Origin of the sequence: Aliirhizobium cellulosilyticum (assembly GCF_014198105.1) — a bacterium.
Classification (GTDB): Bacteria; Pseudomonadota; Alphaproteobacteria; order Rhizobiales; family Rhizobiaceae; genus Neorhizobium; species Neorhizobium cellulosilyticum.
Genome location: NZ_JACIGW010000005.1, coordinates 315,358 through 329,897, shown reverse-complemented (window position 1 = coordinate 329,897; position 14,540 = coordinate 315,358). Strand labels below are relative to the sequence as shown.

Annotated in this window: 18 protein-coding genes; 10 read left to right on the top strand and 8 right to left on the bottom strand. The window is 59.6% G+C overall.

Annotated features, from left to right (window positions below):
- The first annotated feature begins 297 nt into the window (after positions 1-297).
- Both GGE33_RS27745 and GGE33_RS20855 read left to right on the top strand, forming a co-directional pair.
- Positions 298-423: a hypothetical protein gene (locus GGE33_RS27745; RefSeq protein WP_281388852.1), complete on the top strand. Its 126-nt coding sequence runs from the start codon at positions 298-300 to the stop codon at positions 421-423.
- 373 nt (positions 424-796) lie between these two features.
- Positions 797-1,060 (top strand): hypothetical protein, encoded by a 264-nt coding sequence (locus GGE33_RS20855; RefSeq protein WP_183827556.1) that lies wholly within the window; start codon positions 797-799, stop codon positions 1,058-1,060.
- 73 nt (positions 1,061-1,133) lie between these two features.
- Here the strand turns inward: GGE33_RS20855 and GGE33_RS27740 are convergent, their stop codons facing one another.
- Positions 1,134-1,268: a hypothetical protein gene (locus tag GGE33_RS27740; protein WP_280518249.1), complete on the bottom strand. Its 135-nt coding sequence runs from the start codon at positions 1,266-1,268 to the stop codon at positions 1,134-1,136.
- Between the two features lie 42 nt (positions 1,269-1,310).
- The gene (locus GGE33_RS20850) at positions 1,311-3,215 is read right to left on the bottom strand and encodes an ABCB family ABC transporter ATP-binding protein/permease (RefSeq protein WP_183827424.1); all 1,905 of its coding nucleotides are present in this window, start codon (positions 3,213-3,215) and stop codon (positions 1,311-1,313) included.
- Positions 3,216-3,540: 325 nt separating this feature from the next.
- Here GGE33_RS20850 and GGE33_RS20845 point away from each other — a divergent pair, with 325 nt between their 5' ends.
- Together GGE33_RS20845 and GGE33_RS20840 are read left to right on the top strand one after the other, a co-directional pair.
- Positions 3,541-3,783 carry a hypothetical protein gene (locus GGE33_RS20845; RefSeq protein ID WP_148145442.1) on the top strand — a complete coding sequence of 81 codons (243 nt, stop codon included), beginning with the start codon at positions 3,541-3,543 and terminating at the stop codon, positions 3,781-3,783.
- A gap of 106 nt (positions 3,784-3,889) precedes the next feature.
- On the top strand, positions 3,890-4,186 hold the full coding sequence (locus GGE33_RS20840) for a hypothetical protein (RefSeq protein WP_183827421.1): 297 nt from the start codon (positions 3,890-3,892) through the stop codon (positions 4,184-4,186).
- 152 nt (positions 4,187-4,338) lie between these two features.
- Here the strand turns inward: GGE33_RS20840 and GGE33_RS20835 are convergent, their stop codons facing one another.
- On the bottom strand, positions 4,339-4,749 hold the full coding sequence (locus GGE33_RS20835; RefSeq protein ID WP_183827418.1) for a DUF5086 family protein: 411 nt from the start codon (positions 4,747-4,749) through the stop codon (positions 4,339-4,341).
- Between the two features lie 98 nt (positions 4,750-4,847).
- On the bottom strand, positions 4,848-5,486 hold the full coding sequence (locus GGE33_RS20830) for a hypothetical protein (RefSeq protein ID WP_183827414.1): 639 nt from the start codon (positions 5,484-5,486) through the stop codon (positions 4,848-4,850).
- 24 nt (positions 5,487-5,510) lie between these two features.
- On the opposite strand from GGE33_RS20830, the gene GGE33_RS20825 reads away from it, so the two are divergent.
- Positions 5,511-5,729, top strand: coding sequence for a hypothetical protein (locus GGE33_RS20825; protein ID WP_183827411.1), 219 nt, complete (start codon positions 5,511-5,513; stop codon positions 5,727-5,729).
- Positions 5,730-6,096: 367 nt separating this feature from the next.
- On the opposite strand, the gene GGE33_RS20820 is transcribed toward GGE33_RS20825, so the two are convergent.
- Positions 6,097-7,785 carry a LysM peptidoglycan-binding domain-containing protein gene (locus tag GGE33_RS20820; protein ID WP_183827408.1) on the bottom strand — a complete coding sequence of 563 codons (1,689 nt, stop codon included), beginning with the start codon at positions 7,783-7,785 and terminating at the stop codon, positions 6,097-6,099.
- A 158-nt stretch (positions 7,786-7,943) separates the two neighbouring features.
- On the opposite strand from GGE33_RS20820, the gene GGE33_RS20815 reads away from it, so the two are divergent.
- Positions 7,944-8,561, top strand: coding sequence for an LOG family protein (locus GGE33_RS20815; protein WP_148145436.1), 618 nt, complete (start codon positions 7,944-7,946; stop codon positions 8,559-8,561).
- Between the two features lie 136 nt (positions 8,562-8,697).
- Here the strand turns inward: GGE33_RS20815 and GGE33_RS20810 are convergent, their stop codons facing one another.
- Both GGE33_RS20810 and rarD read right to left on the bottom strand, forming a co-directional pair.
- Positions 8,698-9,027, bottom strand: coding sequence for a DHCW motif cupin fold protein (locus GGE33_RS20810; protein ID WP_183827405.1), 330 nt, complete (start codon positions 9,025-9,027; stop codon positions 8,698-8,700).
- Positions 9,028-9,059: 32 nt separating this feature from the next.
- Positions 9,060-9,986, bottom strand: a complete 927-nt coding sequence (gene rarD, locus GGE33_RS20805) for an EamA family transporter RarD (protein WP_148145434.1) — start codon at positions 9,984-9,986, stop codon at positions 9,060-9,062.
- A 215-nt stretch (positions 9,987-10,201) separates the two neighbouring features.
- Between rarD and GGE33_RS20800 the strand changes: the two genes are divergently transcribed.
- Positions 10,202-11,077 carry a protein-L-isoaspartate O-methyltransferase family protein gene (locus GGE33_RS20800; RefSeq protein ID WP_183827402.1) on the top strand — a complete coding sequence of 292 codons (876 nt, stop codon included), beginning with the start codon at positions 10,202-10,204 and terminating at the stop codon, positions 11,075-11,077.
- Between the two features lie 137 nt (positions 11,078-11,214).
- Positions 11,215-11,835, top strand: coding sequence for a pyridoxamine 5'-phosphate oxidase family protein (locus GGE33_RS20795; RefSeq protein ID WP_183827399.1), 621 nt, complete (start codon positions 11,215-11,217; stop codon positions 11,833-11,835).
- Here the strand turns inward: GGE33_RS20795 and GGE33_RS20790 are convergent.
- Positions 11,832-12,740: a LysR family transcriptional regulator gene (locus GGE33_RS20790; protein ID WP_183827396.1), complete on the bottom strand. Its 909-nt coding sequence runs from the start codon at positions 12,738-12,740 to the stop codon at positions 11,832-11,834. The two genes, GGE33_RS20795 and GGE33_RS20790, sit on opposite strands and share 4 nt — an antisense overlap.
- 106 nt (positions 12,741-12,846) lie before the next feature.
- On the opposite strand from GGE33_RS20790, the gene GGE33_RS20785 reads away from it, so the two are divergent.
- Positions 12,847-13,815, top strand: coding sequence for an alpha/beta fold hydrolase (locus GGE33_RS20785; protein WP_183827393.1), 969 nt, complete (start codon positions 12,847-12,849; stop codon positions 13,813-13,815).
- 143 nt (positions 13,816-13,958) lie between these two features.
- Positions 13,959-14,540, top strand: coding sequence for a hypothetical protein (locus GGE33_RS20780; RefSeq protein WP_183827390.1), 582 nt, complete (start codon positions 13,959-13,961; stop codon positions 14,538-14,540).

Genomic DNA, 14,540 nt, shown 5'->3' with positions numbered 1-14,540 from the left:
CACTGACTATCGAAAAACGGTATTCGCGGCAATGCGGTTCCGTGTTCCTCACCAAACCGTATGGGGATTGCAACCATCACGCGACGGATACGTTGGCACATGTGAATGTGAATCAGATTTTTGCTGCAATGCAGCAAAATGGCATGGCTTTTGCTTCGATTTTCATATGGTTGTCACAAAAGTCGGTCAGGAGGCAGCTGACTTACATCAAAGTCGAATGTTACGGATGCGCTTAAACCATTGTTGGGAGCACTTTTCGTATATTCGCTTCGGCTGGAACACGGAAGAGTTGGAGAAATGAGCGTTACTTGGTGCCTGATAGCAGCGGCGGATATTGCGATCGTGATCGCCGCAGTGGCCTATACGGTCTGGAGCCAGCGTCGCTATCGCGAACGCATGCGTTTCGGTTCGTCGCGCCGCTAGAGCGCCCTGCGCCCGAATGGACGCACAAGCATGCTCTGATGCGCAGGTGGAAAGGCTTACTCGAGGTTTCTTCGTCGCTTCGACCACGCCTTTCTGTCAGGTGGATTTGTCTTCCGCCGCCATTGCCGCCACCGCTCTGCCTTGAGCAAGGCCGCCCGTTTGGCGGCTTTTTGCGTTTTATCGCAGTGTTCAGATACCAGCGTTCCGCGGTCAGATATGGGCGATGTTTGAGATGGGATCGCCTGCGTGAATTTGACGCGCGATTTCTCGCATAAGGAGAATTTGCCACATCGAAAATGCCCCTTTTTGGCCGTAGTTTTGCAATGTGACTGTAGTCCACCCCGTGTACAGGTTTTGATAGAGGAGCAAAACCATGAAACGCGACCTGACCATCGAAGATGTCGTATCTGACCCATTAATCGCCCAGCTTCGGCGGGCAGATGGCATTTCCACGCCGGAGTTTGCGCAGCTGCTGCATGCGGCAGCGGAAATCTACGGTGTCGGCAAATCTCCGCGCCGCTCCGACAAGACGACATTCGTGTTGTGCGAGACGGCGGAGTTTGCGCCGGAACGACGCGAAAGCATTCCGGTTGGCAAGACGCAGCCTAAGGCAGGTGTTCCATGTCTTGGCTGGTAGATTGCCATCCGGCAAGTGGCCTTCACAGCATTGGTCCCGTTGCCCGGCGGGCGCCCCTCGGCTTGCTGGGGTTTCAGATTTTTGCCGGGTCGACGAGACCGAGCCAGGTCGTCAGCGCCAGAAGCGGTGAGCCCCAGAAGGTCAGCACGAGAAGGTAGGCGAGCACGAGGCTGCCCGCCACCGCCATCCGTTTCCAGGAATAGTTCATCCGTCGTTTCATCGCTTCGGCCTAACTTTCTGTTGGAACTCGTTATTCCGCCGCCGGCGTGCCGCGCGTGACGACACCCAGATCGTCGCTTTCGCGCACCTGGCGCAGATGTTCTTCCGCCTGTGTGGCTTCGCGCTGACGGTTCCACATCGAGGCGTAGAGACCGTTTTCTGCAAGCAGGCCGGCATGCGTGCCGCGTTCGGCGATCTCTCCTGCGCGCAGCACGATGATCTCGTCGGCGCCGATCACGGTCGAAAGCCTGTGGGCGATGACAAGAGTCGTGCGATTTTCCGAAACCTTGTCCAGCGCCGACTGGATCTCATGTTCAGTCGTCGTGTCGAGCGCAGACGTCGCCTCGTCGAGTATGAGGATCGGCGGGGCCTTCAAAATCGTGCGGGCGATCGCCACCCGCTGCTTTTCTCCGCCGGAAAGTTTTAAGCCGCGTTCGCCAACCCTGGTTTCATAACCGTCAGGAAGCTGCTTGATAAAAGTGTCGATCTGCGCGATCTCGGCTGCCTTCTGCACCTCCGTGTCATCGGCACCCGGTCGGCCGTAACGGATGTTATAGGCGACCGTATCGTTGAACAGCACCGTATCTTGTGGAACCATGCCGATCGCCGCGCGCAGCGACTTCTGCGTCACGTCGCGCACATCCTGGCCGTCAATGGTGATCGAGCCGTCCTGAATATCGTAGAAGCGATAGAGCAGGCGGGAGATCGTCGATTTGCCGGCGCCCGACGGGCCGACGATCGCAACCGTCTTGCCGGCCGGCACCTCGAAGGAAATGCCCTTGAGGATCGGCCGCTCGGGATCGTAGGAAAAACGGACATCCTTGAAGGCGATGGCGCCTTTTTCGTTGCTCGTAGCATTGAGGACGAGCGGCTTTGCATCCGGCCGGTCGGTCACTTCCGCCTCGACTTCCAGAAGCTCGAACATCTGCTCGATATCGGTCAGACCCTGGCGGATTTCGCGGTAGACGAAGCCGATGAAATTGAGCGGCACCGAAAGCTGCATCAAAAGCGCATTGACGAAGACGAAATCGCCGATCGTCTGTTCGCCGCGCTGTACTGCCAGCGCCGACATGATCATGATCACGGCCTGGCCGAGACCGAAGATAACGCCCTGGCCGAAGTTGAGCCAGCCGAGCGAGGTCCAGACCTGTGTGGCGGCCTTTTCGTAACGCGCCATCGACACGTCGAAGCGCCTGGCCTCCATCTCCTCGTTGCCGAAATATTTGACCGTCTCGAAGTTCAAAAGCGAGTCGATCGCCTTGGTATTGGCGTCGGTATCGCTGTCATTCATCGTCCGGCGAATGGCGATGCGCCAGTCGCTGGCCTTGATGGTGAACCAGATATAGGCGGCAACGGTGATCGCCGTGACCGCGAGATAGGCAAAACCGTAAGCCGCCCAGAAGATGATGGCCGTCAGCACGAACTCGATCAGCGTCGGCACCGAATTGAGGATGGTGAAGCGGACGATCGTTTCGATGCCCTTGGTGCCACGCTCGATGATGCGCGAAAGCCCGCCCGTCTTGCGCTCCAGATGGAAGCGCAGCGAAAGCTGGTGCATGTGCACGAAGGTCTTGTGGGCAAGCTGGCGCACCGCATGCTGGCCGACCGAGGCAAACAGCGCGTCACGCAGCTGGTTCAGGCCCACCTGCAGGATGCGGGTGAAATTGTAGGCGATGACCAGCACCACGGCGCCGAGCAGGAAGGCCGGCAGAAGCCCAGCCATATCCAGCTTGCCGTTCAGCGCATCGGTCGCCCATTTGAAGAAATAAGGAACCGAGAGAAGCACTAGCTTGGCGAGGATGAGGAAGAACGTGGCCCAGAGCACCCGCGCCTTGAGGTCCGCACGCCCCGTCGGCCACATATAGGGCCACAGGTTGACGAGTGTTCCGAGCGGATTGCCGTCATCCGCGGAAACGATCTTCTTCTTGTTCGACATGCAGGTCTCCGGGACGCGCGAAAGAAGCGCCACCCGGCACATAGGCGGCAAAGGAGGCGGATGCAATGTCAGGCCGGGTGTTTCCGCTGGAAATAGGGTGGTTATGGATCGGGGAGGGTGTGGGTCGCAGGTGCGAATGCCATACGGAGCCTTTATCGAGCGCATTCATGACCACAAGAATTGGCCCAGCTGTGGCTACGATCCCATAACGATTGCAGCCCCATATGGGCTTCGGCGGCCTAGTCTCCGCACTTGGACCGAAAATGACCGCGTGAATTCCACCGCGGCGCCCCGTTCGCAACCGGGGGATTTGATAAGGAATAACATGAAAACTTACCTCCTGACCGCCGCTCTCATTATCGCGGCAACTCCCTCATTTGCCTGCACCGCAGAAGATCTGACCGCCAAGGCGACTGAAGTCTCTCAAAAGATGCAGGAACTGGCAGCCAAGGACCCGCAGAGAGCTGCAGCCGTAGCCCAGAAGATGACGGAGGGACAGGCTCAGACTGCAACCGATCCGAATGGCGCCTGCAAGCTCTACGACGATATTCTCGCAGAGCTTCAATGAGCCGCCGAAGCACCGGCAATGCCTTAGACGCTGCTTTGCCGGCCGGAGGCGATTTGCACATACGAGGGGCACGGAAACCGGATTTGATGGAATTGGATGGACTGAAATGGTTTTTATTTGGCGCGGATGGGGGGGTCTCACCATCCCTCTCATCGGAGTTGCAATCTTTGCCGCGCTTTGGGTGACGGAAGCGCTGCAGCTGTCGGACTGGGCGAAGATTTTCGAGTTCGCGGCAATCTTTCTCGTGGCCGGATTGCTCAACTGGAAGCTCGGGCGTTTTCTCAACAGGACAGGATTGCCGGGCGCGCGGCACGACCTGTTTTTCATCCGGATGGAATACTGGTCGGTCCCGGTTTTTCTCTTCGCCGTCGTTTTGCTGGCTTCCGGTTTATACGCTCACTGATTGGTGGCGCTTGTAAAAGCGCTATTCCCCAGCCCGTCGAAACGGTTTCTTTCCCGGCGCCGCTTGCGGCATGAGAAAAAGTCGCAGAAGTGAGGGCGGCGATCGGGGATAAAGGGCACGTACTATGGAGCCGATGAAGCGCTGCGTGAGTGTTATTGCAGCCTTGCGATACAGTTCAGGATATCCGTATCGCAGATGGGAACTTCGGTACGCGCTTCAGAACCATTCAGCCAGCGGCGATAAGCTGCGCGGATCTCAACATCCTTGTAGTTGTAGATTGTTGCCCGCCTGTCAATGCGGCTCGCCTGCAGCGCCTCTGGTGTAACGGCCATATGGAAGATGAGCTGCCTGAATTTCCAAGGCTGCCAACCTTTCCTATGTTCGAAGACACGAACGTGGAAATAGGGATCATCCTCTCGTGCCGGCTGCATCTTGTAGACAGCGGCCCATCGCACCACGTCCCGTTCCACGGAGAGAACAACGTTCTCCTGCGCTTCTTGCGCTTGAAGTGCATTCGTGGCGCTCAAAAAGAACGCGATCGAGAGAAAGAGCGAGCGCAGCATGACGACGACTCCCATAGGCTCTGTTTCAGGCAGGCGACGGAACCTGTGTTCCAGCCGATGCCGGAGTTGTCAATCCGAGTGCGCGTATGTGCTCGGCGTCAGGAATTCGACGTTGCCATCCATGTGAGATAGTAATGCGTTTCACCGATCATACCGAAATACGAACTGGCCCCGCTTGCCTTATCTATATGGCTGGAATCCTGGTTGCGGACAAACCGGCCGTAGGAGTCGCGCAAGAGCGTGTCCCTGAGAAAGCTGCTCCATTCGGATGTCGCGACCTGGATGATCTCACCGGATGTCGTGTCGCCACCCGCCACATCGCGGGCGATGACCTGCTCGCCGGTAACGACATCGGTGACGGTCAGCCGGCCATCTCCAAGCGCCGCCTGCATCGTTTCGGCCATGGCGGATGTATCTTCGTTTGCCTTCAATAGATCGAGCTTCTGCTGCAGAGCCTTCATGAACGCATTCGAGGATATGTCATCGATTGCGCCATCAGTATATCGATCCGCGCTGTTTTCCGTTGCCGTTCGCTGAATCGATCCGAACTGCGACGACAGTTCGTTTTCATATCCATAATCCTCGTCCTCATCGGCGGCTTCGGAATAGAACAGCCGCGAAAGCGATGCGGCGGACGAGCCGGGTGTCGGATTGTCCGGATTACCGGACGTGTCGTTAAAAGCCTTGAACACGACCTGTTGCGGCCAGATCCGGCTGGAGCTGATGCTGGAAATCATTTTGTCCTCGCGAAGAATATCGGCTTGGCGTCAATCGATTCGGGCATTCTCAATGAGGCAAGCGTCCCGCGGCTGGCATGCGCGAAGCTGATCAAGGCTCGCAATCCTCCCGCCGCCATCAATGGGGCAAAGGCAAGCAGCCGCACCGGCAAGACCGGTTCGGTGAAAAGGGAAGGGGCAGGCGGTGGGGTATCGGGTATTTGGTATTTCAGGCTTTCCGCCTGCCCCGGCCGGCTCATTTGATCCTGCGGGACTTGTCAGTTCCCGTTCGATCGCAATCGCGACCATCACCGGAGACCGAGTGGCAACCCGTTGTGAAGGAGGCCGGTTCGCGAACCCGGTTCCCATCCGATGACGACTTGATTATCGGCCTGTCGGTGAGGGCGGGGATGAAGAGGCGTCGACGGAACCGCTAAGCGATTGCGCGTGCTCCGAAGATTTTTTCAAATACCCTTCAGCCATCCCCGCTTTCCCGCGCAGACGCCAGTGCGAAAGTTCCGCACACCAGACTTCGACCCTCAATCCGTCTCTGCACTGCATGCTCTCAGAAACACTTCGGCCGGCGGTCCTGTTGGGACCGCCGGCCGGGGAAATGGATGATGCGGGACAATCAGCCCTTGCGATGCTGCAGCCGTTCACGATGCAGTTCTTCCGAATCCGGCCGGAACTGTTCTGGCACGCCAAAGATCTGGCCTGGCTGGATGACATCGGGATTGGCGATCTGTTCCTCGTTGGCGAGATAGATGGTCGTATAGCGCACGCCCTGGCCATAAGCGCGCCGCGCGATCTGCCACAACGTGTCGCCACGCCGGATGATGACGGAGTTGCTGCTGCTCTGGGTCAGCGGAGCCTGCTGGAACGTGCGCGTACCGTCGGACGAAGCCATGGTCTGTGGTGCGCCGCCGAACTGCTGCGCCAGTGCCGGGCCGACCGTATCGGCAATCAGTTTGGTCAGATTGTCGAGGGCCGCACCGACCGCTGCCACGTCACGCGGCAGGTCTTCCAGCACCTTGCGGGCCGCATTGGCATGGGCGGCCGTGACACCGACAGCCTCGGTCGCATTGATGGAAGCACCGGCCGGCAGCCTGTATTCGCCAAGCGACTGCAGCGCGATCGAGGTTGCCGAACGGGCTGCCGTCATGCTTTCAAGGGTGGGAACCTTGCCTGCGTCGTAAAGGCCCTTGAGCAGTGAGAATGCTTTGGCCACCTGTCCGCGCAAATTGTCGAAGGCGCCACCATCGGCAACCGTGACCGGGCTTGTCGGCGCGGGCGATGCGACGGCTGCAACCTGATCGCCGGCCGGCCGGTTGAACGGCACCTCGACGCGGACCAGAACCTGTCCATTGCTGCCGAGCGCCTCGACGGCGATACGGTGATCACCGACGGTGAGGTTTGCACTTCCGTCAATGACGAAATGTCCGTCGCCCCCGGCCTGTGCCTGGCCGACGACGGAGCCATCGGCAGAGCCGCGAACCTGACGGCCCGATTTGGTGACGCCGGCGATGAAGATTTTCGAGCCTTCGATCTCGACCGCCGTGATCTGCAGCTCGCTCGACATGGCAGGCGCCGCTGCCGGAGCAGTGGTGCCGGAAGCCGGAGCGGAAGCGACATCGGTGGATTGGGGAGCAGCAGGGGCGGCCGAAACCTCGACGCCTGCCGCAGGCTGTGTCGCCGCCGGTGCAGCCGCGGCCTTGCCGGCTTCTTCCGGAACGGCGATCAGGCGGCTCGCCTTGCCGGGCTTCGTCACCATGGCGAGAAGCTTGCCGTTCTTGTCGGCGGGCACGGAAACCGTTGCGACCTCCTCCGACGTGAAGACCTTGCCGTCCTTGCCCGTTGCCTTGAGCACGATCTGATGGTCGCCGGGCGGCAGCGGCTTGTCCAGCACGGCGGCAAAATCACCGCTCGGGCCGACATCGACCTTGGCGATGACGGAAGTGCCGTTGGTGATCTCGAGGGTGGAATTGGGTGCCGCATGGCCGGCGATAACTGCGGAGCCGTCCGGTTCGACGCGAAGCACGTCGAATGTCGGTGTATCGTTGGACGCAGCCGAAGGCGCAGCGGCTGCTGCAGGAGCATTGGCCGGGGCAGAGGATGGAGCTGTCGTCTGAGGCTCGACCTTCGCTGTCTCCTGAGGCTTGTTACCCTCGGTAACGGCATCCTTGACCGCATCGCCGGCAGCATTGATCGCGGCTGCGACTGGCTTGCTTTCCTGGTTAATCCTCGGCATGACAACGAAGATCATCAGCAACGAAGCAATTGCAAGTACAATCAGTGCGAGCCAGCCGGCACGGTTCTTCATCGTCTTTTGCCTCATAGGGCCTGAGTTTCCGCTACTTTACCGATTAGCCCTTTCCACCCTTCTTAACAAGCTTTTCACGTCATAAAGCCTTGCTCTTGCGGGATTTTCCCGTCAATTTTGTGTGGTGCGACCACAACTGACGCACCTTTGAATGCCCAATGGAGAAAACTGTGCCAATACGATCCATCTGCGTCTACTGCGGTTCCCAGCCCGGCCGTGACCCTGCCTATATCGCCGCCGGCCGCGCGCTTGGAAAATCGATTGCCGCACATGGTCTGCGGCTCGTCTATGGCGGTGGCACCAAGGGTATCATGGGGGCAGTCGCTGCCGGCGTCCTGTCGAATGGCGGCCAGGTGACCGGCATCATCCCGGAATTTCTCGTCGACATGGAGGCGACCCGCCATTCGCTCGGCCAGTTGAACGAACTGATCATCACCAAGGACATGCATGAGCGCAAGCACAAGATGTTCGAGCGCTCCGACGCCTTCGTCACGCTTCCCGGCGGCATCGGCACGCTGGAGGAGATCGTCGAGATCATGACCTGGGGCCAGCTTGGTCGCCATGAAAAGCCAATGGTCTTTGCCAATATCGGCGGCTTCTGGGATCCGATGCTGTCGCTCGTAAACCACATGCGCGGCGAAGGCTTCATCCACCGCGCCCATCTCGTCCAGCCGCTGGTCATCGCAGAGGTCGACGACATCGTGCCGGCAATTTTGGAACGCGACGAGATCACGGCGTCTTCAAAGGGGGAAGAGGCGGTTATTTCAAAGCTGTAGCAGTCTCAATCCTGCGTCATGCTCGGGCTTGTCCCGAGCATCTGCTACATATCGGCTTTTGCGACGTGGATAGGTCCTGGGGACAAGCCCGAGGATGATGGAAAGACAGGCCGGAGGACTACGTCTGAACGCGTAGTCAGTCGACGATGAACAGCTTTGCGCCGGTCGTCGTCGAGGAGCGGTGCGGCTCTGCCTTGTCGGCAACCTGATAGCTCATGCCGGGTTTCAGCACGAACACCCGCCCGTCGGCGAGTTCCGTCGTCATCTCGCCTTCAAGGCACAGAAGGATATGACCCTTTTCGCACCAGCGGTCGGCCAGATAACCCGGCGAGTGCTCGACCATCCGCACCCGAATGGCGCCGAAATGCTGCGTCCGCCAGGTCGAATGGCCCGTGTCGCCCTTGTGCACGGTCGGTTCGATCTCCGACCAGTCGGTCGTGCCGAAGGGAATGTCTGACATCTGCATGAAGGTCTGTCCTTGAGAACCCGTGGCGAAAATCAGCGGCCGCGCAACTGTCGCAGCATGGCGACGGTGTAGAGCGCCAGCGCCGCCCAGATCAAGACGAAACTTGTAAGCTTTATCGGGCTCAGCGGCTCGCCGAAGGCGAAGATCGCGATCAGGAAGATCATCGTCGGCGCGATATATTGCATGATGCCGATGGTTGACAGTTTCAAAAGCTTGGCGCCGTTGGCATAGATCATCAGTGGCCCCGCGGTCACGATACCGGAAAGCGCCAGCATGCCCATGTCGAAGCCGGTTCCGCCAAGGAAGTGGCCCTGTCCGGTCGCTTCGAGCCAGATGACATAGGGCAGCATCGGGATGCTGATTAAAAGCACTTCGAGAAAGAACCCCTGGTTGGGGCCGATCGGCAGCGTCTTGCGCAAGAGCGCATAGATGCCCCAGGTGAAGGTCAAAGCCAGCGATACCCACGGAAGCCCGCCGGCGCCCCAGGCAAGAATGGCGACCGCCACGACCGCAAGCCCGATTGCCGCCATCTGCAACGGTGCGAGCTTTTCTTTCAGAATGACGGCGGCCAGAAAGATGCTGAACAGCGGGTTGATGAAATAGCCGAGAGCGGCGTCGAGCGCGTGTCCTGCGGCAACCGCCCAGACATAGACGCCCCAGTTGAGGGTGATGAATGTCGCGGTAACGCAGGCCATGCCGAGCATGCGCGGATTGGCGAATGCTGCCCGGACATCCTTCAGCCGGCCGAGAATGATGAGCACGATACCCGCCACAGGGACGGACCAGATCGCCCTGTGCGCCAGCACCTCCATCGGCGGAAGATGAGACACCGCCTTCAGGTAGAAGGGCAGAAAACCCCACATGAAATAGGCAGTCAAGCCGAAGGCGAAACCGCGTGGCGTATCTTCATTGACCGCAACAGGCGTGTTGGCGGGGGACGCGGCGTTTTCGGTGGCCATGGGGTGCTTCCGGCATTCTGTTGTAATTGTGTTTGTAATTATCATGGCGCAATTACAGGATCGTGCCCTGTGCTACCAATTCATTTCTTTGAACCTTGCATTGAGACAAGTCATCCATCCTGCCACCCACGCGCGAAGCTGTTTCGCAAATCTGATCGAGAGGCCAGATCGGGTGGAAAGCGCGGCATGATGGATAACAGACCGGAGAATGACGTATGAACCTGGAAGACCAGCCCGCGCATCGTCGCAACTATGCGCTCCAGCTCCTCGCCAAGGCCGGGGTGGACGACAATGCGCGACTGCTTGCCGCTTTTGCCCGTGTGCCGCGCGAGGACTATGTCGGCCCGCCGCCCTGGATATTCGACGATATCTTCGGTAGCGGATACCGCCCCGTCGCCTCGACCGATCCCATTGTGCTCTATCAGGATGTGCTTGTCGGGCTGAAGACGGAAAAGGGCATCAACAACGGATCCCCCTCGCTGCATGCGGCGGCGTTTGACGCGTTCAAGATCCGCGAGGGCGAGACGGTCGTGCATATGGGCGCCGGCGTCGGGTATTATACGGCGATCATGGCCGAACTCGTCGGCCCATCCGGTCGGGTGATCGGTGTGGAATACGATGCCTCACTGGCGCAAAGGGCAACGGCGAATCTCGCCTCATACGCAAATGTCGAGGTGGTGCAGGGCGATGCCTTCGACTGGCCGAGAGAAGAAGCCGATGTCATCTACGCCAATTTCGCCCTCGACCACCCGCCGGAAGCCTGGATCGAAAAACTCGCGCCCTATGGTCGCCTGATCTTCCCGCTCGGCATTCCGGCGATCGAAAAAAGCCGCATCGGTTTCACCCGTCATGCGGGCTACCTGATGATCGACCGTCAGGCTGAGGGTTTTGGCGCGCGCTTCCTGCAGATCGTCTCCTTCATCTGGGGTGAAAGTACCAGGCCGGTACCGGAAGGTCGTCATGCCGGGCTGGAAGCCGCTTTCCGGGCGCGTGGCCTGCGCAGGGTAAGAAGCCTGCGCTGGAAGACGGAGGCGACAGGCGAGGAATGGTATGGCGAGAAAGACTGGGGCCTGTCATTCGACGAGCCCTGATTTCATCTGCCCATTTTCCGGAGAGATGATCTCCAGAAATGGCCGATTATTACGAGGAATGAAAAGAGGCATATTTCTCCCAACGAACCGCACGGGATCGCCATTGATCCCCGGTTCAGGTTTCAAGGGAGAACGCCATGTCCTACGGATTTCTCGATATCGCCTCGACACCGAGCGTGCGGGCAGCACAGGCGGAAATGGGCATCGATCATTTCTGGTCCGATTTTTCCGGCGACCGCACGATGGATCGCTTCACCGAAGGCGAAAAGGCCTTCATCGGTGAACGCGACAGCTTCTACATGGCTACGGTTTCCGAGACCGGCTGGCCCTATATCCAGCATCGCGGCGGACCGGCAGGGTTTCTGAAAGTCGTCGACGACCGAACGCTCGCCTTCGCCGATTTCCGCGGCAATCGCCAGTATATCTCCACCGGAAATCTGGCCGCCAGCGACAAGGCCTGCCTGTTCCTGATGGACTATCCGCGCCGCGCCCGGCTGAAGATCTATGCGCATGTCGAAAAACTGGCGCTGGACGAAGACCCGGCGATCACCGCTCTCGTTACCGACGCAGGTTATCGCGGCAAGGCCGAGCGCATCTTCAAGGTGCGGCTGGAAGCCTTCGACTGGAACTGCCCGCAGCATATCACCCCGCGCTTCACCGAAAAGGAAGTCGCAGCCGCCGTGCGGCCGCTGCAGGATCGTCTCGCCGAACTTGAACAGGAAAACGCGGCGCTTCGGGCCAAGGCTGGGCCAGCCTAAGCCTCGATCGGGAAGACAGCCCTGAGCCTTGGAAGAGCAAAGTCGAGAAAGCTGCGCATCTTGAGCGGCATCTGGCCCCGTGATGCATGGATCAGGCTCACCGGGACAGGATCGGTCTCGTAATCTTCAAGGATGATCTTCAGGTCGCCGGCCTTCACGGCATCGGCCACTTGATAGTGGAAGAGGCGGATGACGCCGGCATCGCGGATGGCCGCCTGTAATGCCGCTTCGACCGTGGTGACCGACAGGCGAGGGGTAGGCGAGACCGAGAAAGGCGACCGGTCGCCCGCTTCGCGAAATTGCCAGCCGGGTTGGGAGAGTGGTGTCTCGATCGTGACAGAGGGAAAACGGGAAAGATCCAGCGGGGTTTCCGGCATGCCTTGCGCCGCGATGAGCCTTGGGCTGGCGCAGACCACCATGCGGATCGATCCGACTGAAGTCGCGATCATCGAACTGTCCGGCAACCGACCGATACGCACGGCCATGTCGATATGGTCTTCGACCAGTTGCAGGTTTCGGTCCTGCAGCAGCAGGCGGATATCGATTTCAGGGAAGCGGGCGAGGAAGTCGGTGACGACCGGCAGCACATGCAACTGGCCGAACTGGATCGGCGCGGTGACAACCAGCCGGCCTTTCGGTTCGGTGAACTCGCCTGCAGCCTCCCGTTCGGCTTCCTCCACCTGCTCGATGATCCGCCGGGCGGCCGCAAGATAGCTGCTGCCGGCATCCGTCAGGTCGGTTCTGCGGGTGCTGCGGACGAGAAGCTTCGCTCCGAGCGCCGCTTCGAGATCCGAGATTTTGCGCGAAAGCGTGGTGACAGGGACGTTGAGCGATCTTGCGGCCGCCGAAAAGTTGCCGGTGTCGGCAACCCTGATCAGCATCGTCATCGCTTCTATGCGGTCCATCGTCTTCCCGTCCGCCGGCCTTTGCCGGACGCCCATGCAGCCGGTCGAAGGACATCCGGCAGCGTCGAAAGTTTCAATTGTAATGTCAACCACTTGGAGAAGTGAAATGAATCGATTTGTGATCGCCCTTGGATTGTCTCTTGCCGGTCTCGCGCCGCTCCCGGGCGTTGCGACTGCAGCAGACATGATCACGGCTGCGCGCCCTGCACCCGCCGTCATCCATTATCGTTACGCCACGGTGGACGGCGTCAAGGTCTTTTATCGCGAGGCCGGCCGCAAGGATGCGCCGGTCGTGCTTCTCCTGCACGGCTTTCCCACGTCTTCGCACATGTTCCGCAACCTCATCCCGCTGCTTGCCGATCGCTACCGGGTGATCGCGCCGGACTATCCGGGCTTTGGCTATAGCGATGCGCCGGACCACACCCGGTTCACCTACAGCTTCGCCCATTACGCCGATATCGTCGATGATCTCCTTGGCCAGATCGGCGCGACGAACTACGCCCTGTATGTGATGGATTACGGTGCCCCGGTCGGCTACCGGCTGGCGCTGAAACACCCCGAGCGGGTGACGGCCCTCGTCGTCCAGAACGGCAATGCCTATGAGGAAGGGCTTAAGGGATTCTGGGACCCGATCAGGGCCTATTGGGCAAGCGGATCGGAAAAGGATCGCGAGGTTCAGAAGGGCATACTGACGCTGGACGCCACCAAATTCCAGTATACCGACGGGGTGAGGGATGTTTCTCGCATCAGCCCCGACAACTGGCTGCAAGACCAGGCGCTGCTCGATCGGCCCGGCAATAACGAGATCCAGCTCGACCTGTTCTACGACTACCGCACCAATCTGCCGCTTTATCCGCAGTTCCAGAAATTCTTCCGCGACCGCAAGCCGCCGACACTGATCGTCTGGGGCAAGAATGACAAGATCTTTCCGGAAGCAGGTGCGCATCCCTATCTGAAGGATCTGCCGGATGCGGAGATGCATATACTCGACACCGGCCATTTCGCCTTGGAAGACAAGCTCGACGAGATCGCGCCGCTGATGAACGATTTCCTCGACCGGACCCTGCTCAAGTAGGAAACCCTTGTTTTCGGGCGGCGCCTCTCCCACCACCCGAAAACCGTTCCGGTTGTCGCGCCGATAGGCTAGCATCAAGCGCGGGGCGACTGACGTGCGAGGGCACGAATATGAGGCTCCGATGGCAATCGGAAGGGGCGATAATGGGTGTTCGGGGCTTGCTGTTTTTCATCGTGATGGCGTCGGTTCAATCGCTGTCCATTACGCCACCGGTCCATGCGCAGGATGCCCGCGCCGAAGGCCGCGACGGAGCGTCGGATTACGACCAGAGCCTCAACGGTCTTGTCACACAGAGCATCGTGAGGGATCTGGCCTCGGTGCGAAGCGAATGCATGGCGGCGTCTCCCGTCTATCGGCTGGATTGCATTCGCCAGGGGCTTGAATTGACCTCGCGGCGCATACCCTATCACGGCGATTACGGCCCGATGCGAGAGGCGCTGAGATCTGGTGCCGGATCCGTCGCGCCGATCATCAACGCCCATGCTGACGGCGATCAGGACAGGCTGGAAGTCAAACCCGGCGCCAATCCGCGCTTCAAGACACGGCGCTATTACGTAGCCACCAAAGCCGACCGCCATGACGGCACCCGAGCCGACGCCTTCAAGGCCCTCGACGCTACCCAGTCGCGCCTGCTCGAACTCGGCAAACGCTCGCCGGACTGGAACAAAGTCTATACGACAGTGGCAATCGCGGTGGCATCACTGGCGGATGTGCTGCGGCGATAG

Coding starts and splice junctions, on each gene's coding strand:
- GGE33_RS27745 (WP_281388852.1), top strand. CDS start 298: ATGAGCGTTACTTGGTGCCTGATAGCAGCGGCGGATATTGCGATCGTG.
- GGE33_RS20810 (WP_183827405.1), bottom strand. CDS start 9,027: ATGCAGATGTCAGACATTCCCTTCGGCACGACCGACTGGTCGGAGATC.
- GGE33_RS20790 (WP_183827396.1), bottom strand. CDS start 12,740: ATGGACCGCATAGAAGCGATGACGATGCTGATCAGGGTTGCCGACACC.
- GGE33_RS20800 (WP_183827402.1), top strand. CDS start 10,202: ATGAACCTGGAAGACCAGCCCGCGCATCGTCGCAACTATGCGCTCCAG.
- GGE33_RS20850 (WP_183827424.1), bottom strand. CDS start 3,215: ATGTCGAACAAGAAGAAGATCGTTTCCGCGGATGACGGCAATCCGCTC.
- GGE33_RS20855 (WP_183827556.1), top strand. CDS start 797: ATGAAACGCGACCTGACCATCGAAGATGTCGTATCTGACCCATTAATC.
- GGE33_RS20815 (WP_148145436.1), top strand. CDS start 7,944: ATGGAGAAAACTGTGCCAATACGATCCATCTGCGTCTACTGCGGTTCC.
- GGE33_RS20840 (WP_183827421.1), top strand. CDS start 3,890: ATGGTTTTTATTTGGCGCGGATGGGGGGGTCTCACCATCCCTCTCATC.
- GGE33_RS20820 (WP_183827408.1), bottom strand. CDS start 7,785: ATGAAGAACCGTGCCGGCTGGCTCGCACTGATTGTACTTGCAATTGCT.
- GGE33_RS20835 (WP_183827418.1), bottom strand. CDS start 4,749: ATGCTGCGCTCGCTCTTTCTCTCGATCGCGTTCTTTTTGAGCGCCACG.
- GGE33_RS20845 (WP_148145442.1), top strand. CDS start 3,541: ATGAAAACTTACCTCCTGACCGCCGCTCTCATTATCGCGGCAACTCCC.
- GGE33_RS27740 (WP_280518249.1), bottom strand. CDS start 1,268: ATGAACTATTCCTGGAAACGGATGGCGGTGGCGGGCAGCCTCGTGCTC.
- GGE33_RS20795 (WP_183827399.1), top strand. CDS start 11,215: ATGTCCTACGGATTTCTCGATATCGCCTCGACACCGAGCGTGCGGGCA.
- GGE33_RS20780 (WP_183827390.1), top strand. CDS start 13,959: ATGGGTGTTCGGGGCTTGCTGTTTTTCATCGTGATGGCGTCGGTTCAA.
- GGE33_RS20830 (WP_183827414.1), bottom strand. CDS start 5,486: ATGATTTCCAGCATCAGCTCCAGCCGGATCTGGCCGCAACAGGTCGTG.
- rarD (WP_148145434.1), bottom strand. CDS start 9,986: ATGGCCACCGAAAACGCCGCGTCCCCCGCCAACACGCCTGTTGCGGTC.
- GGE33_RS20785 (WP_183827393.1), top strand. CDS start 12,847: ATGAATCGATTTGTGATCGCCCTTGGATTGTCTCTTGCCGGTCTCGCG.